Origin of the sequence: Brevundimonas intermedia (assembly GCF_027922165.1) — a bacterium.
Lineage (GTDB): Bacteria > Pseudomonadota > Alphaproteobacteria > Caulobacterales > Caulobacteraceae > Brevundimonas > Brevundimonas intermedia.
Map to the genome: position 1 here is coordinate 440,780 of NZ_BSFD01000001.1, position 22,496 is coordinate 463,275.

Here is a 22,496-nt window from a genome sequence, read left to right on the forward strand (position 1 = left end):
GCCCTTGCCGTCCAGGGCGATGACGCCGCCGTTGACGCCTTGAGCGACCAGGGCGTCCGCGACGGTGCGCGAACGACGGTTCGACAGGCCGAGGTTATAGGCGGCCGAGCCGGAGGTGTCGGTGTAGCCGACGATCACGACGCGGGTCGGACGACCCGACTTGGCGTAGTTGGCGGCTTGCGTCACGACCGAGCGGGCTTCGGCCGTCAGGTCCGAACGATCCCAGTCGAAGTAAACCACGAACTGACGTGCGACCGGGGCCTGAGCGACCGGCGGGGGCGGCGGCGGGGGCGGAGGAGGCGGCGGGGGCGGAGGCGGGGGCGGCGGGGGAGGAGGCGGAGCCGCTTCGTCAGCGCCGAAGCTGTAGCGCAGACCCAGGGTCACGGTGTGCGACTGATCATAGTCGCCGTCCCATTCGCCGAAGGCGGTGCCGCCGACGGTGGCCGAATCGAACGAGACGTCGCCGGTCAGGTAGCGATAGGTCAGGTCGATGTTGGTGCGGTCGCCGATGGCCCAGGCCAGACCGGCGATCGCCTGAGCGGCGAACTCGGTCGAGTCTTCGTCAGTGGTGAACGTGGCGCCGCGGTTGTCGCGCAGATTCCCCGTGACCTTGGTGTCGACCCGGTTCACGCCGGCGCCGAGGCCGACGAAGGGACGCACGCCCCAGGCTTCATAGCCGAAGTCATAGATGACGTTCGCCATCAGGGTGGCGGAGTCCATGCTGCCTTCCGGAGAGAAGCAGCCGCCGGTCGCCGGGGTGACGTTGCAGACGCCGCCGGGGCCCGACACGGCGCGCACGGTGCCGATGTCGCCCGAGCGGTAGCCGCCTTCCAGTTCAACGCGCCAGTTGGGGTTGAAGCGATAGCCGAGACGGGCGAAAGCCGCCCAGCCGTCGTTCACTTCATAGTTCCAGTTCACGCCGGTCGTCGAAGACTCGGCGTTGACTTCGTCGATGATCTGATAACCGCCGTCGATCGCGCCGTACCAGCCGTTGGGTTCCGCCGAGGCCGCGCCGGCTGCGAACAGCCCTGCGACGGCGACGGAGGCGAGAAGTTTGAGCTTCATAGCTTCCTCAATCTGTAAAATGCCCGAAGCCGAGCTGTTGCCCGACGTTCCCGAGCCAAACGACATCACTTGGCCCTAGTTCCGCCCGGCTTCGACGAATGTGGCGACTGTGGCGCCATTTCAACACAATGAGCGAACGCGGATCCACAAGCTCGACCATTCCTTGTGACACGCGCCCTTGCGTTGCCCCCACGTGAGGCGCCTAACTTCGAGACCGAGGAAACGTCTCAAGCCACGCTTCAAGTGGCCCAACCAGTCAGAGGGAACGGGGCTCAAGCAGCCCCTAAAGGCGAAAGCCCCAGGAAAGAGAGTCTTATGCGTGAAGCCGTCATCGTCTCCACTGCCCGCACCCCCATCGGTCGGGCCTATCGCGGGGCTTTCAACGACACCCAGGCCCAGCAACTGGGCGCTCATGCGGTGAGACACGCGGTCCAGCGCGCCGGGGTCGATCCGGCCGAGATCGAGGACGTGATCATGGGGGCGGCCCTGCAGCAGGGCTCTACCGGCACGAATGTCGCCCGCCAGATCGCCCTGGCCGCCGGCCTGCCCTCGACGGTTCCGGGCATGAGCCTGGATCGTCAGTGCGCCTCTGGCCTGATGGGCATCGCCACAGCGGCCAAACAGGTCGTGTTCGACCAGCAGAAGATGGCGGTCGGCGGCGGGCTGGAGAGCATCTCCCTGGTCCAGAACCAGCACATGAACCTGTATCGGGGCAAGGACGAGGCCCTGCTGAAGCTGGCGCCCCACATCTATATGTCGATGCTGGAGACGGCCGAAGTCGTGGCCCGCCGCTATGGCATCAGCCGCGACCGCCAGGACGAATACGCGCTTCAGTCCCAGCAGCGTACGGCCCAGGCCCAGGCCGAGGGGCGGCTGGACGCCGAGATCGTGCCGATGACCACCACCATGCTGGTTACGGACAAGGCGACCGGCGAGACCGCCTCGAAGGCAGTGACCCTGTCGAAGGACGAGGGCAACCGGCCCGACACCACGCTTGAGGGCTTGAAGGCGTTGAAGCCGGTCTTCGGCAGCGGCGAAGAGATCCAGCAGGGCGAATATATCACCGCCGGCAATGCGTCCCAGCTGTCCGACGGCGCCTCGGCCTGCGTGATCATGGAGGCCGGCGAGGCGGTGAAGCGCAATCTCCAGCCGCTGGGCGCCTATCGCGGCATGGCGGTGGCGGGAGTGGAGCCGGACGAGATGGGCATCGGCCCGGTCTACGCCGTGCCCAAACTGCTGAAACGCCATGGCCTGACGATCGACGACATCGGCATCTGGGAGCTGAACGAGGCCTTCGCCGTCCAGGTCCTCCACTGCCGCGACACCCTGGGCATTCCGGACGAGCTGTTGAACGTTTCGGGCGGCGCCATCTCCATCGGCCATCCCTACGGCATGTCCGGCGCCCGCATGACCGGCCACGTCCTGATCGAGGGCAAGCGGCGCGGCGCCAAATACGGCGTCGTCACCATGTGCATCGGCGGCGGCATGGGCGCGGCGGGATTGTTCGAGATCTATTGAGGCTCTCGTCTCCTCCCCGTCGTGAAGCGATGGGGAGGTGGCGCGGCGCGCCTTCGCGCCGTGACGGAGGGGTTCTTCACCGCATCACAGGCGCCCGTGGGACTTCAAGAGCCCCTCCACCACGCTTCGCGCGGTCCCCCTCCCCGCTTCGCAGGGAGGAGACGGTCTAGACCTTCTCGCTGACCTTGATCGCCACCCGGCACCCGGCCTTGATCACCCCGCTCAGCAGCCGATAGGCCGGCGCCTCGCGGCTGCCGTGGTCGATGGCGTGGTCATGGTGGGCCAGTTCCTCGTCGCGGAACTGTTTCAGCTCGGCGGCCAGGGCCGGGTCGCGGTCGCCGATCTCGGCGATCTGGTCGGCATAGTGTTTCTCGATCACGCTCTCCACCGCCTCGGTGCAGGCGTGCGCCGCCTTTTCGCCCATCAGGGCGGTGCCGGCCCCCAGGGCCGAGGCCGCGATCCGCCACAGCGGCGTCATCGCCGTCGGCCGCACCCGGCGCTCGTTCAGCAGCCGTTCGAACCGCGCCAGATGCACCGCCTCCTGGTCCTGCATCTCGCCGAGGTCGCGCGCCATGTCTCCATGGGCCTTGCGCCCTTCGAACACCGCCTTCTGGGCGCGATAGATCAGCACCGCCGCATATTCGCCGGCGTGATCGACCCGCAGGATTTCGTCCATCCGCGCCTTGCTCGCGCCCATTCCGGGGCGCGGCAGAGGAATATGGGATGCGGCGTCGGTCATGGCGTCAGGCCTTTTCGAACCGGGGGGCGCGGGCGTCCTTGGGGCGTTTGGCCGCCAGCAGACTGAAGCCAGCCAACGCCAGGGATATCAGAGCGTTCCAGCCGGCCATCGACACGCCCAGCCAGCTCCAGGCCACGGAATCGCACATGGCCACCCGCTGGGACGGCCCCGTCCCCAGCGCCAGGGCGGTCAGGCTTTCCAGGTCGATAGCCCCCCCGCTGACGCAGGTCGCCGGCAGGCTCCACCACTTGTATTCGCCGCCCATGTGGAAGATCGCGGTCACCGCGCCGGTGGCGAAGACCGCCGCCAGCAGGAAGGAGGCGATCCGCGGCGTGCCGCGCCGGCTGCCGCTCAGTATGGTCCAGGACGTCGCCACCACCGCCACGGCCACCGCGCCCCAATAGACCTCGCGCTGCTTCAGACACAGGTTGCAGGGCGCCAGGCCCGCGAACCGCTCAAACGCATGGGCTGCACCCAGCATGGCCAAGGACGCGGCCAGGGCGAAGGCGGTCCACCAACGGGTGAGCAGGCGATAGAGTTTTCTCATCGTGAAACGGTCTTACTCCGGTCCAGTCCCGCCGTCGACTTACAGAAGCTTCAGCACGACGATCAGAGCAATCAGCAGCGCAAGCCCGATCCCGGACCACAAAGCCAGCCGCTTCTCGACCTCGGCCAGCATGACCGGCCCCCAGGTCTTCAGGATCCAGGCCTCCAGGAAGAACCGCCCGCCGCGCGTCGCCACCGACGCCGCCATGAAGATCGGGAAGCTGAAGGCCGCCAGGCCCGAGGCGATCGTCACCAGCTTATAGGGGATGGGGGTGAAGCCCTTGATCAATATGACCCACAGCCCCCACTGGGAGAACCATTCGCGAAAATGGTCCAGCCCGTCCGCATGGCCCAGCAGTCGCAGGATCGCCAGACCGACGTCGGTCAGGAAATAACCGATGGCGTACCCCAGCATCCCGCCCAGAACCGAGGCCAGGGTGCAGACCCCGGCGTAGAAATAGGCCTTCTCCGGCTTGGCCAGGATCATCGGCGCCAGCATCACGTCGGGCGGTATGGGGAAGAACGAACTCTCGGCGAAGGACACCACCGCCAGGGCGGGCGTGGCATGGCGATGGCGCGCCAGATTGAAGACGCCGTCATAAAGCTTGCGAAGCATGGATAGTCCCCCGGGAGACTTGAAGCCGTAGCAAGACCCGGCCGCCTCGTCACTCGCTGCGACACAGCAACGCTCGCGACCGCGGCCGCCGCCGTCTAAAAGGAGCGTCAAATGACCGCTCCCCGCCCGATCCGCCAGGCTGACGACGTCAGCCACAACATCACCCGCCTGCTGCGACGCCTGTCTGACGAGGGGGGCGAGGCGGGCCTGACCCTGGACGAAATCCGCGACCGCCTCGACGAGCGGGCCTACGGCCTGCTGATCCTGCTGTTGTCCATCCCCTGCCTGGTCCCCGGCCTGTACGGCGTGCCCCAGGTCGTGGGCTTCATCGTCATTCTATTGGCCGCACAGATGCTGGTCGGGCGCGAGGAGCCTTGGCTGCCCCGTTGGTTCCTGAACCTGCGCGCCAAGGGCGCGTGGCTGAAGGCCATGGCCGATTTCGCCGAGTCGAAACTGGGCTGGATCGACCGGCTGTCGCGCCCTCGCCTGCGTCGCTTCGCCGACGGACCGGGCGAGAAGCTGGCGGCGGTCTTCATGATCCTGGCCACCCTGACCATCGTCCTGCCGATGACCAACACCATCCCCTCCATCGCCCTGGCCCTGTTGTCGGTCGGCCTGATCCAGCGCGACGGCCTGTTCGTTCTCGCCGGAGCGGCGGTGACGACCGGCTGGCTGACCCTGCTGGGCGTGGTGGCGACCGGCCTGCTGCTGGGCGCCGAATGGGCGACGCGGCTGCTGCCGGGCTGACGGCTAGTCCGACCGATCCGACGCCAGTCCCCGCTCGATCCGGATCAGGTCCAGCACGCCGATGATCTGACGCGACCGCCACTGGCTCATCATATAGATAATCGGCCCGAAGCCCACGGCGACGAGGAGACTGATCACCTCCCACATATGGGCGCGCGTGAAGCTCAACAGACTGTCTCCCGCCAGCTCGGCCACCAGGGCCAGGATCGACAGGGGGACCGTCAGATAACCGACAATGACGAATCGTAAAATCTGATCCTGCCGACGCGCGTTCAGGTTCGCCAGGGCGTACAGGGCCTCGAAACTCGCCTCGTCTATCCCGTCCAACAGATCGAAGGTCTTCAGCGTCGAGGGATTCTGTCGGAACCCACTGACGAAATCCACCCCCGCATAGCCCCAGGCGCCGGGCGTATAAAAGCTCGACGGGATCAGGCTCCAGACCGGAAACAGCGCCTTCAACCGCCGCCACAGCGCCCACAGCCGGACGGGCCCATCCTCCACACCGTCACCGGCCTCCACCTTGGTCATCACGAATCCCCCGCCGCATCCACCGGTGCGTTGATCCACAAAACACGATTCCCGCAGCGGGCTGAACCACGCCCCGAATGTCCAAAGTTTAACGGGCATCGAACGTCGTTTCATCGGATGAAGCATCAAGCGTCGCCATGAAGGCGATGTCCTTCTTCCAGCCTAGAGGCGCCGCGATGATCCGTTCTTTCCGATTCCTGTCACCGGCCCTGTCGTCCGTGCTCCTGGCCCTGACCACAGGATCGCCGGCCCTGGCCCAGGAGGCCGCGCCGCCCGCCTATCGCGCCACCTTCCATCCCTCCGAACTGAAAGGCCCGCCTGCCGGAGCGCCGAACGAGGTGCTGGTTCTGGGGACATTGCACCTTTCGAATCTGGACGAAGGCTTCCAGCCGGCCCTGCTGTCCCCCCTGCTGGATCGACTGGCGGCTTGGCGACCGACCGCCATCGCGACAGAGGATCTGTCCGGCCTGCAGTGCGACAGCCTGCGCCGCTATCCGTCGCGCTACGCCGACACCATCAAGACCTACTGCTGGGACCCCGCGCCGGCGAACCAGGCGACGGGGTTGGACGTGCCCGCCGCGAACACGGAAGCCGAGCGGCTGCTGGCGGACTGGCCCGCCCAGCCGACGGCGGCGCAGCGCCGACATCTCGCGGCTGTCTTCATGGCGGCGGGCGAGCGGGGTTCCGCCCTGGTGCAGTGGCTGCGCCTGGCGACCGAGGACCGGGTGGCGGACGCGACCCTGAACACTGATCTCGTCGCCATGCTCGAGCGGATGAAGACCCGCCGCAACGAGACCTACCTCATCTCAGCGCCCCTGGCGGCCCGCCTCGGCCTCGAGCGCCTGTGGAGCGTGGACGACCATTCTGCCGACACCCCCGACCCGGTCGATCCGGCGGAAAAAAAGGCGTACGAAACCGCCATCATGACAGCCTGGGACAATCCCGCGAGCCACGCTCGCCGGGCCGACAGCGTCCGCCTGGGCGGCCTCCTGTCCCAACCGGACGGGATTCTCGACGTCTATCGCGCCTACAACTCCGCCGAGGCTCAACAGGCGGCCTACCGCTCCGACTTCGGCGCAGCCCTAATCGAACCCTCGTCCCAGGCGTTCGGTCGCAACTACGTCGGCTACTGGGAAACCCGCAACCTGCGCATGGTCGCCAATATGCGCGACGTCCTGGGTCGCTATCCGGGAGCCCGGATGCTGACCATCGTCGGCGCGTCGCACAAGGGCTACTACGAGGCCTATCTGGACCAGATGCATGACGTCCGGCTGGTCGACGTGGAGACGGTGCTGCGCTGAAGCGGCGGGGGCGGCGGCATCACGACCCCGTGGGACCGCCTTGGCTCTGTCGTCATCCGCGACTAGGTTCCGCGCCAATCGGCGGCGAGACCGCCACAGGACTATGCGGGAGACGCGCATGAACGACATGACCCAATCGGAGGTCCAGGCCCTGGACCTGGAAAATCCCCTCGGCGTCGATGGATTCGAATTCGTCGAATTCACCGGCCCGGAACCCAAGGCGATGATTGCGCGCCTTGAACTGATGGGTTTCACCCAGACCCACGTGAACCCCAAGACCGACGTTGTGCGCCTCAAACAGGGCGATATCTCCTTCCTGGTTCACCGCACGCCGAACGGTCAGGCCCAGGCCTTCGCCGCCGACCACGGCCCCTCGGCCAACGGCATGGCCTTCCGCACCACCGACGCCAAGGCCGCCTATGAAGGCGCGCTTGAACGCGGCGCTGTGGCCGCAACCGATGCGAACGGCGGGGCCCTGGGCGACTATCCCTATATCCTGCAAGGGATCGGCGGTTCGCTGCTGTACGTCATCGACCAGTACGGCGACGCCGGCTCGCTGTACGACGCCTGGGACGAGATCGAGGGCTGGGAAGAGGCCGAGCGCAAGAACTCCATGGGTCTCGAGATCCTCGACCACCTGACCCACAATGTCCGTCGCGGCCAGATGCGCACCTGGTCGGGCTTCTACGGCTCGGTGTTCAACTTCGAAGAGCAGAAATATTTCGACATCAAGGGCAAGGCGACCGGCCTGTTCTCGCAAGCCATGATCGCGCCCGACCGCGCCATCCGCATCCCGCTGAACGAAAGCCAGGACGACAATTCCCAGATCGAGGAATTCCTGCGCCGCTACAACGGCGAAGGCATCCAGCACATCGCCCTGACCACCGAGAACATCTTCGAGACGGTCGAGGCCATGCGCGCGCGCGGCGTCGAGTTCCAGGACACGATCGAGACCTATTTCGAACTGATCGACAAACGCCTGCCCAACCATGGCGAGGACGTGGAGCGGATGCGCAAGAACCGCATCCTGATCGACGGTTCGGACGAGGACGGCCTGCTATTGCAGATCTTCACCCAGGACACCTTCGGCCCGATCTTCTTCGAGATCATTCAGCGCAAGGGCAACGAAGGCTTCGGCAACGGCAATTTCCAGGCCCTGTTCGACTCCATCGAACTGGACCAGATCCGTCGCGGCGTCATCAAGGTCGACGCCTGAATGCGGATGCGGCCGCCGACCTGGCTGCCCTATCTGGGGCCGCCTCTGGCCGGGGTGGGCGCCGGGGTCGTCGGGGCGTGGCTGGGCGGCGGGTTCTGGGTCTCCCTGATCGCCGCCCTCGTCGTCGGTTTCGCCCCCATCGTCGCCTACCGCCTCTGGAAGCGGCTGCACCATCGGGGGTGATTCCCCCCCTTTGCCGTCACCCTCGGGCTTGTCCCGAGGGCCCACCTGTCCGCCGCACGGGAGAGGACCGGTAGCCCCCCTACCCCTCTCCCGTCATCCTCGGGCTTGACCCGAGGACCGGACGTTCCGCCGCATTGCGCCTGAGGCGACGCACAGTCCGCCCAACGCCTGATCCTCGGGTCAAGCCCGAGGATGACGAAGAAAAGGCGTGAACCTTCACAATCTCGTCCGCCTCGACACTGAAAACCCGCCGTTTTTCAGATTCTCACGCCGATCGACCTGACACGCCGCGACACGCGGTTAGAATGACGGTCTCAACGCGGGGAGCCGGCCATGCTGCGAACGACACGGACTGAACCACAGGCGCCCCGTCGCCCTGCGCCCGGGCGCAGCGCAGTCCAGGAATGGACGAAAATAGACTCAAAAAATTCGGAGTCGATTCGTCTATTTCCCCCGCGAGCCATCCTCGCCGCCCTCGCGGCCCTGACCGCCCTGGCGGCCGCCCCCGCAACCGCCCAAACCCCGACCGACGCCCCCCGCTGGTCCCTGGCCATCCACGGCGGCGCGGGCGTGATCGAGCGCGCCGGCCTGACGCCGGAGCAGGACGCGGCCTATCGCGCCGCCCTGCAACGGGCGCTGGACGCCGGATCGGCGGTCCTGGCGCGCGACGGCTCGGCCCTGGACGCGGTCCAGGCCGCCGTCCAGGTCATGGAGGACGACCCCCTGTTCAACGCCGGGCGCGGCGCCGTCTTCACCGCCGCCGGCCGCAACGAGCTGGACGCCGCCGTCATGAACGGCGTGGACCTGACCGCCGGCGCCGTCGCCGGCCTGACCACCACCCGCCACCCGGTCGCCGCCGCCCGCGCCGTGATGGAACAGTCGCCGCACGTCATGCTGATCGGTCCCGGCGCCGACGCCTTCGCCGCCCAGGCCGGTCTGGAACAGGTCGATCCGTCCTTCTTCTTCACCGAACGCCGCTGGCAGGGCCTGATCAAGGCCCTGACGGAGGCCGGCCTGCCCCTGCCCGCCCGCCCCGCCGGCGTCGCCGCGCCCGGAGCGCAAGCCGCCCCCCACGCCGCCGTCGCGCCACCCCTGAACGAGAAGAAGTTCGGCACCGTCGGCGCCGTGGCCCTGGACAGCCAGGGCCGCCTCGCCGCCGCCACCTCGACCGGCGGCATGACCGCCAAACGCTGGGGCCGGGTCGGCGACGTGCCGATCATCGGCGCCGGCACCTACGCCTCCAACGCCGACGGCTGCGCCGTCTCGGCCACCGGCTCGGGCGAGTATTTCATCCGCTCCACTGTCGCCCGCGACATCTGCCGCCGCACCGCCGACGGCGCGACCGTCCAGGCGGCGGCCGAGGCCGAGATCGCCGACGTCGGCTCCATCGGCGGCGACGGCGGCGTCATCGTCATGGGCCTGACCGGAACCCCGGCCTTCGCCATGAACACCTCGGGCATGTATCGGGGGGCGGCGTCCTCCCGAACGCCCTCCCGCATCGCCATCTACGCCGACGAGGACATCGCGCCCTGAGGCCCCGGCTCAGGCTCGACATCGGCTGGCGCGATCTCGCCAGCGCCCTGGCTCCGACTCGGGGCGACCCGCTGGAGAATATCCGTCGGTGCTCCCCCGGAGACGCTGTGGTCGTGGTCGGTCTGTCGGTCCGGACGCTGTTCGACGCCCTGCTTGAAGAGACCCGCCCCCGCGTCGTCGCCATGAGCGCCGTGACCATCGAGGACATGGCGTCCTTGGCGGGATCGCACGCAGCGGTCACGCCAATCGACCTGGACCTTGAGACCCTCGTTCCCTCCGAGACGCCTCCGCCTTCAGACATGCTGGTGGCCGCATGGCTGTTCGGCCGCAGGCCCACGGACGTCAGCCGACTGGCGAGTTCGACCCGGCTGCTGGTCGAGGACTGCGCCCAGGCGTTCGACGGGCGTTTGAGCCTTTCGCCCGGCGCAGACGTCGCCCTCTACAGTTTCGGTCCCATCAAGACGGCCACCGCCCTGGGCGGGGCCGTGGCCCTGTTCCGTGATCGCGATCTCGCGCGCCGCGTCCAGGCGAGGCTTCTGGCGCTGCGGCCGCTGTCCGACGGTTGGTTCATTAGGCGCGTGGCCAAATACGCCCTGCTCAAGCTGTTCAGCGGACGCACGCAGTACGGCGCGATGTTCGCCTTGATCATGGCGGCGGGCCGCGATCCAGACGCGCTGGTCGGGGGACTGGCGCGCGGATTCGCCGGGCGCGAGGACCTGCGGGCGCGGATACGGCGCGCGCCGCCGCCGCGCCTGCTCGCCCTGCTGGAGCGGCGCCTGCGGTGCTGGACGCCGTCGCCGACGGCCGAGGCAGCCGTCGCCTGGGCCGCGAGATGCTTGAACGCGCCCGGCGGAGACGCGCCCGGACGATGGTGGGTTCTTCCTGTCTTGCACGACGACCCGGACCAATTGATCGCCGGCCTGCGGCGCCGGGGCTATGACGCTACGCGGGGCGCCACCTCCCTGAGAGTGATCGGGGCGGCGGATACGAGCCAACTGGCCCACCGGCTTTTGTCTTCGATCGTCTACCTGCCCAAGCCGGGAAGCCCGGCCGATGCGCGCCAGCTTGTCAAAGTCGTCAGTAGGCTTATGTCGCACCGATGACCGACGACGAACTGACCAAGATGGCCGAGGAAGAACTGGACGCCGCCTGCGCCATGCCCTTCGTTGAGCTGAAGAAGATCACCCCCTGGGGCGACACCTTCGAGGGCTTCGCCCCCTCCGGCCGCACGGTCGAGGTCGAACGTCGCTATCTTTGGGCGGTCGAGCCCGAGGGCGGCGTCATCGTCGAGGTCGAGGTGCGCGACCCCGCCGCCCGCGCCGGCGCCGAGGCCAAGGCCCTACTCACGGAACATCGTTAACCTTTCACTTGGCCCAGCTTCGCCGCTGCGGCATCATGGGTCGGCGAACAACGGGTCAGGCAGGGTGCGGCATGTCGGTGAATGTCTCCAACTATCCGCAGGACTTCCAGGCGGCCGATCCGGCCGTCCTCGAGCCCGTTGATTCCACTCTGTTTCTGGGCGTTCACCCGCTGCTGCTCCTGCTGCTGGCCGCGCTCGTCCTCGGCCTGATGGTCCTGGCCTGGCGGGCCGGCAAGGGGGCTACGACCACCCAGCCCGACGCCGCCGAATCGATCTGGCGCGCCATCGACCGCGCCTGCCAGGCGGCCATGACCGCTAACAGCGACGCCCTGGTCGGCGCCGCCAAAGCCCTGCGCGTCACCTACGACGACTGCCTGGGCGCCGTCGTGATCCTGGCCGAAGGGCCGTCCAAGCCCCTGAAGGCTGTCGATCACGCCCTCAAGGGCCGGATCAAGGAGCCGGTCAAGGCCAAGGAAGAGACGCCGTCGCAAGACCCGACGGCCAAGCCCGACCGTCCAGGCCCTCATCACGCCGCCGTCCCGGCCAGTGTGACCGTGGTCTCCAACAGCCATGTGGTCATCAAGGGCGACCGGGTGGAGCACGCCCCCGATGGATCCGGCACCGCCCACGCCCCCGGCGCCGCCGTGCTGGACAAGCCCCCCTACGCCCCGCACCCGCCCAAGCCCGTCCCGCCGCCCGCTCCCGCCAACCCGGTCGAGAAGGAGGTCGAGCGCGAAATGACCAAGGCCGAGCAGCTGTCCGCCCTGCGCGAAGCCGTGGCCCAGTTCAACGACCACTGGTGCCGTCGCAAGGAGCGGATCGACGAACTGCGCGCCGCCCACCGCCAGCTGTCGACCCCGCGCGGCGGCCACGCGTCCGGACACAGTGTCGGGCCCCGTCACTGACCGCGCGTCTGTTCCCCCCGCCGCGAATTCGGGCTAGGCCTTGGGCATGAAACTCGCCTCGCTCAAGCACGGCCGCGACGGCCGCCTCGTGGTCGTCTCGCAGGACCTGCACTGGTTCACCGACGCCTTCCTGATCGCCCCGACCCTCCAGGCCGCCCTGGACGACTGGGACCGCTGCGGTCCCCGGCTTCTGGCCCTGGCCGAAAGCCTCGAGCACGAAGCCGTGCCGCGCGGCCGTTTCCACGAACGCGACGCCGCCTCCCCCCTGCCCCGCGCCTATCAGTGGGCCGACGGCTCGGCCTATGTGAACCATGTCGAGCTGGTGCGCCGCGCGCGCGGCGCCGAGATGCCCGCCAGCTTCTGGACCGATCCCCTGATGTACCAGGGCGGCTCCGACAGCTTCCTGGCGCCCCGCGATCCCATCCCCCTCGCCGACCCCGCCTGGGGCTGCGACCTTGAGGCCGAGATCGTCGTGGTCGTCGGCGACGTGCCCCAGGGCGCGACGCGTGACGAGGCCCTGGCCGCCGTCCGCCTGGTCGGCTTGGTCAACGACGTCTCTCTGCGCAACCTGATCCCGGCCGAACTGGCCAAGGGCTTCGGCTTCGTCCAGTCCAAGCCCGCCAGCGCCCTGTCCCCCGTCTTCGTCACGCCCGAGGCGCTGGGCGACCGCTGGAAGGACGGCAAGCTGCACGGCGAACTGACCGTCCAGTTGAACGGCGCCGACTTCGGCAAGGCCGACGCCGGCGTGGACATGACCTTCGACTTCGGAACCCTGATCGCCCACCTGGCCAAGACCCGGTCCCTGTCGGCCGGGACGATCATCGGTTCGGGCACCGTGTCGAACCGCGACGCCGACGGCGGCCCCGGCAAGCCGGTCTCCGAAGGCGGCCTGGGCTATTCCTGCATCGCCGAGGTCCGCACGGTCGAGACGATCCTGCGCGGCGCGCCCGAGACACCCTTCCTGGCCCATGGCGACACGGTCCGGATCGAGATGCTGGACGACCACCACCACTCGATCTTCGGCGCTATCGAACAGACGGTCGCCCCGCTTCCAAGCCGCACATAACGGCGCTAGGCTGACGGCGATCAGTCTCCGGGGGGAGGCGCCGGAGGATCGCCATGCCGCCCGAGAAGCTCATACCGCTGCTGGTTTTCCCAGCCGTGCTGATCCTGGTGCTGCTGAAGAACCGGCGCAAGCGGGTGCTGAAACCGCAGTTCCTATGGATCACGCCGGCCATCGTCGTGCCCCTGATCGGCCTTGGGATCTGGGGTTCGAGCTACAGTCCCCGCGCCGTCCATGCCCCCTTCGGCCCCGACGCCTGGGCCGTTCTGGCCCTGGGCGCCGTCCTGGGCGGTCTCGCGGGCTGGTATCGCGGCAAGACCGTCACCATCGAAAAGGAGCCGGACGGCTCCCTGATGGCCCAGGCCTCGCCGTTGGGCCTGATCCTGCTGGTCGTGCTGTTCGCGGGCCGCGCCGGCCTGCGGGACCTGATCGAAGCCCATGCCGCCGACTGGCATCTGAACGCCATGGCCGTCACCGACGCCTTCCTGGTCTTCGCCATGGGACTGATCGTCCTTCAGCGCGTGGAGATGTACATCCGCGCCAAGCGGGTACAGGCCGGCGGCGTTGATCCACATGTGGAGGTCGTGGCTTAAGGTTCACGCTTTACGCCGCCGTCGCCTCTGTGGCATGAGACCGGCTCCGCTGCGGGCGTGGTGGAATTGGTAGACGCGCTGGACTCAAAATCCAGTTCCGAAAGGAGTGCCGGTTCGACCCCGGCCGCCCGCACCACCTTCAAAATTTATGGAAATTCGCGCTCGCAGGCGGTCTTCATATGGAGACGGCCCGTCCCGGAGCCAGCAGGTTCGGCGCGCATGCGCGCACCGGAGCCAGATCAGGTTCGGAACGGGCCGTAAAAGATCGGTACGAATACTTAAATCCGACCCGCATCCACATTGGCATTAAGTCGCATTGTTGGAAAGGTGCTTCGCTAACGAAAATGCGCTTCACCCGCAAAAAGTCGGTCATTGACTCAGCGCCCTGTGGAAGAAGCCTGTCACATCCGCCAGCACGGTCGCCTTTTTGCGGAACAGGGGAGAGAAGGTGGCCACCAGGTCGGCATGATCCAGGCCGGGATAGAGTTTCGCCTCGGACCGCCCGCCCGCCGCCCTCATCCGCTGGTCGAGGATGGTCGTGTCTTCGGCATGGACCACGACATCCTCAGTGCCGTGGCCCAGCCAGATCGGCGGGGCGTCCGGCCGAACGAAGGTGACGGGCTGGGTCAGGGTGGGGTCGGGCGCGCGGCCGAAGGCGTTCTGCGCCGCACCCGCATCGAGCGGCAGAAAGTCGTAGGGCCCCGCCAGACCCGCCGCCGCCTTGATCAGACCCGGACGCCCTACGGCCTCCATATAGCGGCGGTCCAGCGCGATCATCATGGCGAGGTGCGCCCCCGCCGAATGGCCCAGGACACCCAGTCTCTCGGAATTTCCGCCATGAGCGGCGGCGATATCCGCCGCCCCGGCCGTGGCGGCGGCGGCGTCTTCGATGAAGGCGGGGAAGACGGCCTGGGGCGCTAGCCTGTAATCAGGGAGGGCCACGACGAACCCTTGCGCCGCCAGGGCCTGCGCCGCCCAGCCGTACAGGTCGCGCGACCCCGAATCCCAGCCCCCGCCATAGAAGAAGACCAGCGTCGGATAGGATCCCGGCGCGCTGGGGGCGTACAGATCCATCCGTTGCCGGGCGTCGTCGCCATAGGCGATGTCGCGCGCGACGCGGCGCGCGCCGGCGTCTCGAGGCCCCAGGCTGTTGAGCAGGCTCAAGGGCGAACAGGCGCCGGCGATAAGGCCCAGGACGGGTGCGAACAGCCCCCGGCGTGTCATGCAAAACGATCCATGGCTTCCAATACGTCGTCGCGCCGGGTTCGGCTCAGCCCCTTGAAGATTATCGCGCGCCGGCGATCAACCGGCCGCAGTTGGCGTCCTCGGCCAGGCCCGGATCGACGAAGGCGAACAGGGCGGTGACGGGCGCGACCACCGCGCCCAGCAGGCCGGCGAACCCGCCCTGCCCCGCAAGGGCGCGCACATCAACCCCGACCTGGGGCGCCGTCAGCGCACCCTTGACCGTAATGGGCGCCCAGACCCGCAACAGGCGCGGCTTCTTGGACTCGCCGTCCACGCGCAGGTTCAACGTCTCGGCCCCAAGATTGATCGTCCCCGTGCCCTGGGCGAGGACCACATCCGTGTCGATGACCAGGGTCTTGGCCGTCGCCGTGCCGCCCCGCACGTCGAAATCAGCGACCGCGCACCGGATCTGGGCCGTCGACTGATCGCCGCGCAACAGTTTCAGCAGACCGGCGCTGGCGTTGATGCCCAGCAGCTCGGCAAAGGCGGACCGCATCTGACCGTCGGGCACCACCAGGCTGAGCGAGCCCTTGGACGCCGCTGCGAAATCATGGATCGACGCCCCTGGTCCTTCCAGCCTGGCGCGCCCCAAGGCGCGTCCCGTCAGAGGGGCGGAACCTCCGCGCGCCGGGATGATGGATTCCAGGGGATAGCCGGCCAGGCGGAAGTCAACGACGCTGTAGGGCGTATCGCGCGTCGCGTTGATCCGCGCCGTGCCGTTCAGTTCGCCGCGATTGAAGTTGAAACTGACGGGGTCGAGATTGAGGATCCCGTCTTTCAACTCCGCCCCCAGATTCACCGCCCGCACGTCCAGGTCATTGGCCTTAACCGCGACAGCGCGGTAGGTCAGGGTGCCATCCATGGCGCGCAGGCGCTCAGTCTGCAGCGGGGCGTCGGGCAGAAGCTTGCCGCCCACGGCCACGGGCGCCTCGGTATTGGACCCCGCCTCGTTCGTTACGGTCCGCGCGCCCAAGACGGCGGCCAGATCGTCGATGTCGAGGCGTCGCGACATCAGTTTCGCATCGACCCGCAGCCGCTCTGCCGCATCCACCCTTACGTCGCCCGACAGGTCTGAGGCGCCGACCCGGCCGTCGAAACCATTGAAGGTCCAGACGTTCTCGTCCCGCTTCAACGCACCGGACAGGCGATAGGGCGGGGTGTTGGGCAAGGCGACCCCTGTCAGCAGATAGAGGTCCGACAGGTCTCGGCCTTGCAGGGTCAGGGTGGCGTCGAACCGGCCCAGGTCAAACGGCCGGGTGACGGCGCCCTTGGCGATCAGGCTGGAGCCCGCGCCGCTGACGGTGGCCTCGAACTGATAGGGTCGGTCGCGACGAATATCGATGAACGCCCCGCCTTGGATCCGTAGCTTCAAGGGCGAACCATTGACCGCGCCCGCGCCGTCCAGCACGAAGCCGGCGTCGCCGCCCTTGCCCTCGCGCGCATCGACAGCCGCCTCCAGTCTCAGGTCTCGACGCTGCTCATCAAACACCAAGCGGCCGTCGGTTATGACCAGCTGCTGAATGACCGGCAGTTTCATCCCTTCGCCCGTATCCGGCTTGTCAGGATTCAGGTCCCAGCTGTTCCGGCCGCTCTTGTCCGTGATCAGCACGACCTGGGGGCGCGTAAAACTAAGCAGCGGCATCTCGATCCGGCCCGCGAACAGTTTACGCAGCCGCACTGAGGCGCGAATCTCCTCGACATCGGCGGTGTTGCGATCCCTCGCCCAATCCGGGCCGCCGATCTTGAGGCCGCGCACCACCACCGACGGGGTCCAGCTGAACAGATTGACGTCGAGGTCGCCCTGAAGCGCGATGTCGCGATCATACTCGGCCGACGCCCAGCGCCCGATCGGCCCTCGCAGCATGTTCCAATCGAACAGGATCACCGCCAGCAGCACCAGTCCGATCAACGCCAGACCCAGCCCCCCCGCCCAGGCCTCGGCCCGGCCGGGCCGGCGAACCGCCGCATAGACCGGATCGTTCGCGCGAACCCAATCGCGCAATTCCCGCGCGCGGCCGACCGCCGGCGCCACGCCGTGAAGGCGCAGTTTCGACCAAAGTTCGTTCCATTTCAGCATTTTGGCCCAGACGTCGGCTTTAACAACCTGACTCAACGCACCAGTTGATGATTTGGCGCCGCCTGGCGGCTCTCACGTCGATCTGACGAAAATTATAGTCCGACTTCACCCTAGTTGTCGTGAAAGCTTTACAAGACGAAAAATCGGCGCATATTTCATCAGAGCCCTGATCTTAATTCAGGCCACAGGAGGATGCCCGATGACCCGTTTCGTATCACCCGCCCTGATCGCCGCCGCCCTGGCCGCGATCGCCACGCCCAGCCTGGCCCAGGCTTCGCGCGCCGAAACCGCCCGCGCCGCCACGCTTCAGTCCGTTATGGTCTGCGCCACCGACACGGCGACCCGCCGCGCCTATCAGCGCGAGTTCGGCGCCGCGCCGGTCTTCGTCACCGCCCAGGAGGCTGTCGCCGCCCGTCAGGCCGGTCAGCGCTGGGCCGTCCCGCGCTGCATGACGGCGCGGCAATACGACCGCCTGGTCTCCACGACCCAGACGCGCGCCTCGCTCTGACCTCTGAAGCGACGCAATGAAAAAAGGGGCGCAGCCTTGCGGCTGCGCCCCTCTTTCGTTTCGGCGGCGACCCGTCCCTATTGAGCCGGCGTCAGATATTTGTTGAGCCAGCCGAACACCTCGTCGTGCCATTGCAGGCTGTTGGCGGGCTTCAGCACCCAGTGGTTCTCGTTCGGGAAGACGATCAGGCGGCTGTCGATGCCCCGGCGTTGCAGCGCCGTATAGGTGGACAGGCCCTGGGCCGTGGGGATGCGGAAATCCAGGTCGCCCTGCACCACCAGCATCGGCGTCTTCCAGTTTTCGACATGGTTGGCCGGGTTGAACTTCTGATAGCCCTCCGGCTTGTCCCACGGCGTGCCGCCGTATTCCCACTCGGTGAACCACAGCTCCTCGGTCGAATAGCCCATGCCGAAGGTGTCGAAGACGCCGTCGTGGTTGACCAGGCATTTGAACGCGTCGGACCAGTTGCCGGCGATCCAGTTGATCATATAGCCGCCGTAAGACGCACCCAGCGCGCAGGCGTTGGAGCCGTCCAGGAAGTCATACTTCTGCTGGGCGGCGGCCCAGCCCTTCTGCAGATCCTCCAACGGCCTATCGCCCCAGTGCTGGCTGATGGCGTCGGTGAAGGCCTGGCCATAGCCGGTCGAGCCGTGGAAATCGATCATCACCACCGCATAGCCGGCGCCGGCGTAGGTCTCGGGGTTCCAACGATAGGACCAGCCGTCGCCGAACGACCCTTGCGGCCCGCCGTGGATCAGGAAGGCGACCGGGTATTTCTTCCCTTCCTCATAGCCGACCGGCTTGATCACATAGCCGTGCACCGTCTCGTTGTTCCAACCGGGGAAGTTGAACTGTTCGTATTCGCCAAAGGTCTTGGTCTCCAGGGCCGGGTTGGCCACGGTGAGCCGACGGGGCATTTCACGGCCCAGATAGGTCTTGAAATACAGATCGCTGGGCGACTTCAGACTGTCCTGGGCGAAGACGAAGCCTGCCGGCGTCTGCTGGAAAGCCGAGACATGGCCGGGACCAGTGACCGGAGTCACCACGCCGTTGCGCGTATCCACCGCGAACAGTTTGGTCGAGCCGACGTCGCCGGCGGTCGTATACAGGGTCTGTCCGTCGCGCGACCATTGCAGGGTGTCGGCCGAACGGTCCCAGTTCGACGCGATCTCGCGCTTCTGGCCCGACTGCACATCCATCAGCACGATCTGATAGCGGTCGGCCTCGAAGCCCGGACGCGCCATGGCGCGATAGGCCAAGGTCCGACCATCCGGCGAAAACACCGGACCCGCATCCCACGCCGGATTGTCCGGCGTCAGGTTCGAGAAGGTTCCGTCGCCGGTCAGGCCGTTGGTCTTCCACAGGTCGAAATTGGTGCTCCACGGCTCGGTCTTGCCGGCCAGTCGCGCCGAGAAGACGATGGAATCCCCCGCCGGAGTGAAGACGAAGTCGCTTTCGTCGCCGAACGGTTTGGACGGGGTGTCGCCATCGAAGCCTTTGGTCACCCAAACCGGGTTCCCGGTCGTCTGGCCGTTGCGGCCGATGGACTGGACGAACAGGTGGTTCTGGGTGTGGTCGTTCCACGTATCCCAGTGGCGCACGAACATGCGGTCATACACCTGGCCGGTCGTTTTCCGCTCGGCCACGGCCTTGCCCATCTCAACCGAGGCGTTCAGGTCGGCCGCGTCCGGATAGACGGCCAGCGACACAGCCACCTTGTCGCCGCTCGGGCTGATCCGATAGGCGTTCACGTCCAGCGGCAGATTGGTCACCTGCACCGGCGTCGCCGTGGGAGACGCCACCCGCCAGACCTGGCTGGCGCCCGACTTGCCCGACAGGAAATACAGATTTCCGTCCCCGCCCCAGCGGGCGGTGTTGGCGCCCTGATCCGAAATGGTCAAGCGGCGCGGCGCCACGTCCGGCGTCTCCAGATCCAGCATCCAAAGGCTGCCGGCGCGGCGATTCGCCTCCACATCCGTCGTCGTCACCGAATAGACCACATAACGGCCGTCCGGCGACACCTGCGGATCGCCCAGGCGGTTGGCGGTGATCATGTCGCGATAGGTGAAGGCGTCGGGCGTGGCGGGCGCAGCCGGAATCGGCGCGGGCGGAATCTGGGCCAGGGCCGGAGCGGCGCTCATCAGGGCGACCGCTGCACAAGCGGCGGACAGGAGGGAACGGTGGCGCATGGAGCATTCCTCGCAAAACTTGCAGCGGCGAGGCGTAGCACCACCGTTCGCCCTGTGGAAGTTGGCCTATCCCCATCACCGCCTCTGGTAGGCTTGCTCCCTCTCCCCGAACCGGCGACAAGCGGACGTCCATGAATTCCGCCGCCCTTCCCGTTCGCCGTTCGCCCCATATCGTCGATGTCCTCATCGCCGAGCGCGCGCCGCGTCTGACCGCCTCGCCGCTGTGGCCGGTGGCGCGGCCGGCCCTGTATTCTGTGCTGAACTACAAGGCCGCAGTGCGGATGGCCGACGCCATCCGGGACCGGTCGGGCGCTGAAACGCTCGACTATGTCTCTGACCTGCTGCGGCTCAAGGTCTCCACCACCCATCTGGACCGCCTGCCCGCGACCGGCCGCTGCGTCGTGGTCGCCAATCATCCCACCGGCATCGCCGATGGGGTCGCGGTCTATGACGCCGTCCGCCAGCGTCGCCCCGACGCCATCTTCTTCGCCAACGCCGACGCCCTGCGCGTCTCGCCGCGACTGGCCGAGACGATCATCCCGGTCGAATGGGTCCACGACAAGCGCACCCGCGAAAAGACCCGCGCCACCCTGAACGCCGCGAAAGACGCCTTCGAGGCCGAACGCTGCGTCGTCATGTTCCCCGCCGGCCGTCTGGCCCGCGAGAAGAACGGCGTCCTGACCGATCCCGAATGGGCGTCCACCGCCGCCTCCCTGGCGCGCAAATACGGCGCTCCAGTCATTCCCATGCACGTGACCGGCCCCTACAGCCGGCTGTTCCACCTGTTCGACAAGGTCTCGCAGGAGCTGCGCGATGTGACCCTGTTCCACGAACTGCTGAACAAGACGGGCAAGCCCTTCGACGTCGTGGTCGGCCGGCCCATCCCGCCCGACCGACTGGACGTTGACGCCGTCAAGGCCACAGTGGCCCTGAAACATTTCACCGAACGCACCCTGGCCGCCGATCCCGACGCGGTGTTCCCATGAAGATCGACCTTCCCGACGCCGAGGCCACCACCCGTCTGGGCCAGGTTATCGCCCCTCTGCTTGAGCCCGGCGACAGCCTGCTGCTGTACGGGCCGCTGGGCATGGGCAAATCCACCCTGGCGCGCGGCCTGATCCGCGCCCTGACCACGCCAGACGAGGACGTGCCCAGCCCGACCTTCACCCTGGTTCAGTTCTATGAGTCCGACCCGCCCGTCGCCCATTTCGACCTCTATCGCCTGACCCGGCCGGAAGAGGCCTTCGAGATCGGCCTGGACGAGGCGCTGGACGAGGGCTGCGCCGTCATCGAATGGCCCGAGCGGTTAGGCGAGGAGCCGGGCCGGTTCCTGGGGCCCGACCGCCTGGTCATCGAAATCTCCGAACACGGCGACGGCCGTGTTGCGACCGTTTCCGGCGTAGGCCGGTGGGAAGACCTGATCGACCATGTCCGTCTCTGATCGCGAACAGCTTCGCCTCGACTTCCTGAAGGGCGCCGGCCTGGCCCAGGCCGCGCGCGCGCCCCTGCCCGGCGACGCCTCGACGCGGCGCTACGAGCGGCTGATCCCGGCCGACGGCCCCACCCTGATGCTGATGGACCAAGCCCCAGCCGCCGAAAGCCCCCCCGCCGACCCGGCCTGGACCCCGCAGCAGCGTCTGGCCGCCGGCTGGAACGCCGTCGCCCGCCTGTCCGCCGGCCGGATCGAAGCCTTCGCCGCCGTCGCCGCCCATCTGAAGTCGCTGGGCCTGTCCGCCCCCGAAATCCCGGCCCTGGACGCCCCGAACGGCCTGGCGGTGCTGGAGGATTTCGGCGACGCCCTGTTCGCCCGGGTGATCGAAGACGGCGCCGACGAGACGCCCCTGTATCTGACCGCCATCGAGGCCCTGGCCGCCCTGCACGAGGCCGGGAACCCGCCGCAAACCCTGCACGGCCCCGGCGGCGACTGGCCCCTGCTGACCTATGACGAGACGGCGCTTCAGGGCGGGGCCGACCTGTTCGTCGACTGGCTGCCCCGTCTGGACGACCGCGTCGCCTTCGACGCCGCCGCCGTCGCGGAGTGGCGCGAGGCCTGGGCGCCCCTGGTCGCCTCGGGCGCAGCCGGCGCCTCGGTCATGGCCCACCGCGACTATCACGCCGAGAACCTGATCTGGCTGCCCGAGCGCCACGGCCCCGCCCGCGTCGGCATGATCGACTTCCAGGACGCGGTTCGCGCCCACCCCTCCTGGGACCTGCACTCCCTGCTTCAGGACGCCCGCCGCGACGTCTCGCCGGCGCTGGAGGCCGAGGCCCTGGACCGCTACTTCACCCTGCGGCCCCAGGTCGACCGCGCCGCCTTCATGGCCGACTACGCCGGGCTGGCCGCCCTGAACGAGGCGCGGATCATCGGCATTTTCGCCCGGCTGATCGCCCGCGACGGCAAGCCTCGCTATCGTCAGTTCCTGCCGCGCATGTGGCGGCATCTGAACGCCAATCTGGAACAGCCGGCCCTGGCGCTCGTCGCCCGCTGGTTCGACCGCCATGTCCCCGCCGAGGTGCGCGCATGACCGCTCCCAAAAATGCGCTCAAGACGGCCCGCAAGACGG

At 67.7% G+C, this 22,496-nt stretch carries 23 protein-coding genes and 1 tRNA gene; 16 read left to right on the forward strand and 8 right to left on the reverse strand.

Going from position 1 to position 22,496, the window contains the following annotated elements; translation table 11 throughout:
* Window positions 1-1,065, reverse strand: a 1,065-nt coding sequence (locus PKE72_RS02095; protein ID WP_271163812.1) for an outer membrane beta-barrel protein, incomplete at its 3' end; no start/stop codon positions are given.
* A 315-nt stretch (window positions 1,066-1,380) separates the two neighbouring features.
* Here PKE72_RS02095 and PKE72_RS02100 point away from each other — a divergent pair.
* A complete protein-coding gene (locus PKE72_RS02100) occupies window positions 1,381-2,583 on the forward strand; it encodes an acetyl-CoA C-acyltransferase (protein WP_271163813.1) in 1,203 nt (400 codons plus the stop codon).
* A gap of 166 nt (window positions 2,584-2,749) precedes the next feature.
* On the opposite strand, the gene PKE72_RS02105 is transcribed toward PKE72_RS02100, so the two are convergent.
* Genes PKE72_RS02105 through PKE72_RS02115 form a run of 3 tightly spaced genes read right to left on the reverse strand, consistent with a single transcriptional unit; the run spans window position 2,750 to window position 4,484 of the window.
* Window positions 2,750-3,322 carry a demethoxyubiquinone hydroxylase family protein gene (locus PKE72_RS02105; RefSeq protein WP_271163814.1) on the reverse strand — a complete coding sequence of 191 codons (573 nt, stop codon included), beginning with the start codon at window positions 3,320-3,322 and terminating at the stop codon, window positions 2,750-2,752.
* A gap of 4 nt (window positions 3,323-3,326) precedes the next feature.
* Complete coding sequence (locus PKE72_RS02110; protein WP_271163815.1) at window positions 3,327-3,869, reverse strand: disulfide bond formation protein B; 543 nt, start codon at window positions 3,867-3,869, stop codon at window positions 3,327-3,329.
* A gap of 39 nt (window positions 3,870-3,908) precedes the next feature.
* Window positions 3,909-4,484 (reverse strand): YqaA family protein, encoded by a 576-nt coding sequence (locus PKE72_RS02115; RefSeq protein WP_271163816.1) that lies wholly within the window; start codon window positions 4,482-4,484, stop codon window positions 3,909-3,911.
* Window positions 4,485-4,595: 111 nt separating this feature from the next.
* Here PKE72_RS02115 and PKE72_RS02120 point away from each other — a divergent pair, with 111 nt between their 5' ends.
* A complete protein-coding gene (locus tag PKE72_RS02120; RefSeq protein WP_271163817.1) occupies window positions 4,596-5,231 on the forward strand; it encodes an exopolysaccharide biosynthesis protein in 636 nt (211 codons plus the stop codon).
* A 3-nt stretch (window positions 5,232-5,234) separates the two neighbouring features.
* On the opposite strand, the gene PKE72_RS02125 is transcribed toward PKE72_RS02120, so the two are convergent.
* Complete coding sequence (locus tag PKE72_RS02125) at window positions 5,235-5,759, reverse strand: hypothetical protein (protein ID WP_271163818.1); 525 nt, start codon at window positions 5,757-5,759, stop codon at window positions 5,235-5,237.
* Between the two features lie 176 nt (window positions 5,760-5,935).
* On the opposite strand from PKE72_RS02125, the gene PKE72_RS02130 reads away from it, so the two are divergent.
* From PKE72_RS02130 to PKE72_RS02175, 10 genes are all read left to right on the forward strand, one after another.
* Entirely contained in the window at window positions 5,936-7,060 is a 1,125-nt protein-coding gene (locus PKE72_RS02130; protein WP_271163819.1) for a DUF5694 domain-containing protein, read from the forward strand.
* A 118-nt stretch (window positions 7,061-7,178) separates the two neighbouring features.
* Window positions 7,179-8,276 (forward strand): 4-hydroxyphenylpyruvate dioxygenase, encoded by a 1,098-nt coding sequence (hppD, locus tag PKE72_RS02135; RefSeq protein ID WP_271163820.1) that lies wholly within the window; start codon window positions 7,179-7,181, stop codon window positions 8,274-8,276.
* Window positions 8,277-8,282: 6 nt separating this feature from the next.
* Complete coding sequence (locus tag PKE72_RS02140) at window positions 8,283-8,459, forward strand: hypothetical protein (protein WP_271163821.1); 177 nt, start codon at window positions 8,283-8,285, stop codon at window positions 8,457-8,459.
* A 333-nt stretch (window positions 8,460-8,792) separates the two neighbouring features.
* Window positions 8,793-9,992, forward strand: coding sequence for an isoaspartyl peptidase/L-asparaginase family protein (locus PKE72_RS02145; protein ID WP_271163822.1), 1,200 nt, complete (start codon window positions 8,793-8,795; stop codon window positions 9,990-9,992).
* A gap of 107 nt (window positions 9,993-10,099) precedes the next feature.
* The gene (locus tag PKE72_RS02150) at window positions 10,100-11,095 is read left to right on the forward strand and encodes a PLP-dependent aminotransferase family protein (RefSeq protein ID WP_271163823.1); all 996 of its coding nucleotides are present in this window, start codon (window positions 10,100-10,102) and stop codon (window positions 11,093-11,095) included.
* Window positions 11,092-11,352: a hypothetical protein gene (locus PKE72_RS02155; protein ID WP_271163824.1), complete on the forward strand. Its 261-nt coding sequence runs from the start codon at window positions 11,092-11,094 to the stop codon at window positions 11,350-11,352. Before PKE72_RS02150 ends, PKE72_RS02155 begins: the two co-directional genes overlap by 4 nt.
* A 71-nt stretch (window positions 11,353-11,423) precedes the next feature.
* On the forward strand, window positions 11,424-12,257 hold the full coding sequence (locus tag PKE72_RS02160; protein WP_271163825.1) for a hypothetical protein: 834 nt from the start codon (window positions 11,424-11,426) through the stop codon (window positions 12,255-12,257).
* A 46-nt stretch (window positions 12,258-12,303) separates the two neighbouring features.
* Window positions 12,304-13,323 (forward strand): fumarylacetoacetate hydrolase family protein, encoded by a 1,020-nt coding sequence (locus PKE72_RS02165; RefSeq protein ID WP_271163826.1) that lies wholly within the window; start codon window positions 12,304-12,306, stop codon window positions 13,321-13,323.
* 53 nt (window positions 13,324-13,376) lie between these two features.
* Window positions 13,377-13,913: a CcdC protein domain-containing protein gene (locus PKE72_RS02170; protein WP_271163827.1), complete on the forward strand. Its 537-nt coding sequence runs from the start codon at window positions 13,377-13,379 to the stop codon at window positions 13,911-13,913.
* Between the two features lie 51 nt (window positions 13,914-13,964).
* Window positions 13,965-14,049, forward strand: a tRNA-Leu gene (locus tag PKE72_RS02175).
* A gap of 233 nt (window positions 14,050-14,282) precedes the next feature.
* Here the strand turns inward: PKE72_RS02175 and PKE72_RS02180 are convergent.
* Window positions 14,283-15,137, reverse strand: coding sequence for an alpha/beta hydrolase (locus tag PKE72_RS02180; RefSeq protein ID WP_271163828.1), 855 nt, complete (start codon window positions 15,135-15,137; stop codon window positions 14,283-14,285).
* A gap of 61 nt (window positions 15,138-15,198) precedes the next feature.
* On the reverse strand, window positions 15,199-17,235 hold the full coding sequence (locus PKE72_RS02185; RefSeq protein ID WP_271163829.1) for an AsmA family protein: 2,037 nt from the start codon (window positions 17,233-17,235) through the stop codon (window positions 15,199-15,201).
* Window positions 17,236-17,434: 199 nt separating this feature from the next.
* Here PKE72_RS02185 and PKE72_RS02190 point away from each other — a divergent pair, with 199 nt between their 5' ends.
* Window positions 17,435-17,743, forward strand: coding sequence for a hypothetical protein (locus tag PKE72_RS02190; RefSeq protein ID WP_271163830.1), 309 nt, complete (start codon window positions 17,435-17,437; stop codon window positions 17,741-17,743).
* Window positions 17,744-17,820: 77 nt separating this feature from the next.
* Here PKE72_RS02190 and PKE72_RS02195 read toward each other — a convergent pair whose 3' ends face one another.
* Window positions 17,821-19,932: a S9 family peptidase gene (locus tag PKE72_RS02195; RefSeq protein ID WP_271163831.1), complete on the reverse strand. Its 2,112-nt coding sequence runs from the start codon at window positions 19,930-19,932 to the stop codon at window positions 17,821-17,823.
* A gap of 131 nt (window positions 19,933-20,063) precedes the next feature.
* Between PKE72_RS02195 and PKE72_RS02200 the strand changes: the two genes are divergently transcribed.
* The 3 genes from PKE72_RS02200 to amgK are packed head-to-tail and all read left to right on the forward strand — an operon-like array spanning window position 20,064 to window position 22,457.
* Window positions 20,064-20,918 carry a GNAT family N-acetyltransferase gene (locus tag PKE72_RS02200; protein WP_271163832.1) on the forward strand — a complete coding sequence of 285 codons (855 nt, stop codon included), beginning with the start codon at window positions 20,064-20,066 and terminating at the stop codon, window positions 20,916-20,918.
* Window positions 20,915-21,373, forward strand: coding sequence for a tRNA (adenosine(37)-N6)-threonylcarbamoyltransferase complex ATPase subunit type 1 TsaE (tsaE, locus tag PKE72_RS02205; RefSeq protein ID WP_271163833.1), 459 nt, complete (start codon window positions 20,915-20,917; stop codon window positions 21,371-21,373). Before PKE72_RS02200 ends, tsaE begins: the two co-directional genes overlap by 4 nt.
* The gene (gene amgK, locus PKE72_RS02210) at window positions 21,360-22,457 is read left to right on the forward strand and encodes an N-acetylmuramate/N-acetylglucosamine kinase AmgK (protein WP_271163834.1); all 1,098 of its coding nucleotides are present in this window, start codon (window positions 21,360-21,362) and stop codon (window positions 22,455-22,457) included. The genes tsaE and amgK overlap by 14 nt, the downstream gene beginning before the upstream one ends.
* Window positions 22,458-22,496 lie beyond the last annotated feature (39 nt).

Bases quoted from the DNA above. Each gene is read 5' to 3' on its own strand.
- PKE72_RS02100 (WP_271163813.1), top strand. From the start codon at position 1,381: ATGCGTGAAGCCGTCATCGTCTCCACTGCCCGCACCCCCATCGGTCGG.
- PKE72_RS02105 (WP_271163814.1), bottom strand. From the start codon at position 3,322: ATGACCGACGCCGCATCCCATATTCCTCTGCCGCGCCCCGGAATGGGC.
- PKE72_RS02110 (WP_271163815.1), bottom strand. From the start codon at position 3,869: ATGAGAAAACTCTATCGCCTGCTCACCCGTTGGTGGACCGCCTTCGCC.
- PKE72_RS02115 (WP_271163816.1), bottom strand. From the start codon at position 4,484: ATGCTTCGCAAGCTTTATGACGGCGTCTTCAATCTGGCGCGCCATCGC.
- PKE72_RS02120 (WP_271163817.1), top strand. From the start codon at position 4,596: ATGACCGCTCCCCGCCCGATCCGCCAGGCTGACGACGTCAGCCACAAC.
- PKE72_RS02125 (WP_271163818.1), bottom strand. From the start codon at position 5,759: ATGACCAAGGTGGAGGCCGGTGACGGTGTGGAGGATGGGCCCGTCCGG.
- PKE72_RS02130 (WP_271163819.1), top strand. From the start codon at position 5,936: ATGATCCGTTCTTTCCGATTCCTGTCACCGGCCCTGTCGTCCGTGCTC.
- hppD (WP_271163820.1), top strand. From the start codon at position 7,179: ATGAACGACATGACCCAATCGGAGGTCCAGGCCCTGGACCTGGAAAAT.
- PKE72_RS02140 (WP_271163821.1), top strand. From the start codon at position 8,283: ATGCGGCCGCCGACCTGGCTGCCCTATCTGGGGCCGCCTCTGGCCGGG.
- PKE72_RS02145 (WP_271163822.1), top strand. From the start codon at position 8,793: ATGCTGCGAACGACACGGACTGAACCACAGGCGCCCCGTCGCCCTGCG.
- PKE72_RS02155 (WP_271163824.1), top strand. From the start codon at position 11,092: ATGACCGACGACGAACTGACCAAGATGGCCGAGGAAGAACTGGACGCC.
- PKE72_RS02160 (WP_271163825.1), top strand. From the start codon at position 11,424: ATGTCGGTGAATGTCTCCAACTATCCGCAGGACTTCCAGGCGGCCGAT.
- PKE72_RS02165 (WP_271163826.1), top strand. From the start codon at position 12,304: ATGAAACTCGCCTCGCTCAAGCACGGCCGCGACGGCCGCCTCGTGGTC.
- PKE72_RS02170 (WP_271163827.1), top strand. From the start codon at position 13,377: ATGCCGCCCGAGAAGCTCATACCGCTGCTGGTTTTCCCAGCCGTGCTG.
- PKE72_RS02180 (WP_271163828.1), bottom strand. From the start codon at position 15,137: ATGACACGCCGGGGGCTGTTCGCACCCGTCCTGGGCCTTATCGCCGGC.
- PKE72_RS02185 (WP_271163829.1), bottom strand. From the start codon at position 17,235: ATGCTGAAATGGAACGAACTTTGGTCGAAACTGCGCCTTCACGGCGTG.
- PKE72_RS02190 (WP_271163830.1), top strand. From the start codon at position 17,435: ATGACCCGTTTCGTATCACCCGCCCTGATCGCCGCCGCCCTGGCCGCG.
- PKE72_RS02195 (WP_271163831.1), bottom strand. From the start codon at position 19,932: ATGCGCCACCGTTCCCTCCTGTCCGCCGCTTGTGCAGCGGTCGCCCTG.
- PKE72_RS02200 (WP_271163832.1), top strand. From the start codon at position 20,064: ATGAATTCCGCCGCCCTTCCCGTTCGCCGTTCGCCCCATATCGTCGAT.
- tsaE (WP_271163833.1), top strand. From the start codon at position 20,915: ATGAAGATCGACCTTCCCGACGCCGAGGCCACCACCCGTCTGGGCCAG.
- amgK (WP_271163834.1), top strand. From the start codon at position 21,360: ATGTCCGTCTCTGATCGCGAACAGCTTCGCCTCGACTTCCTGAAGGGC.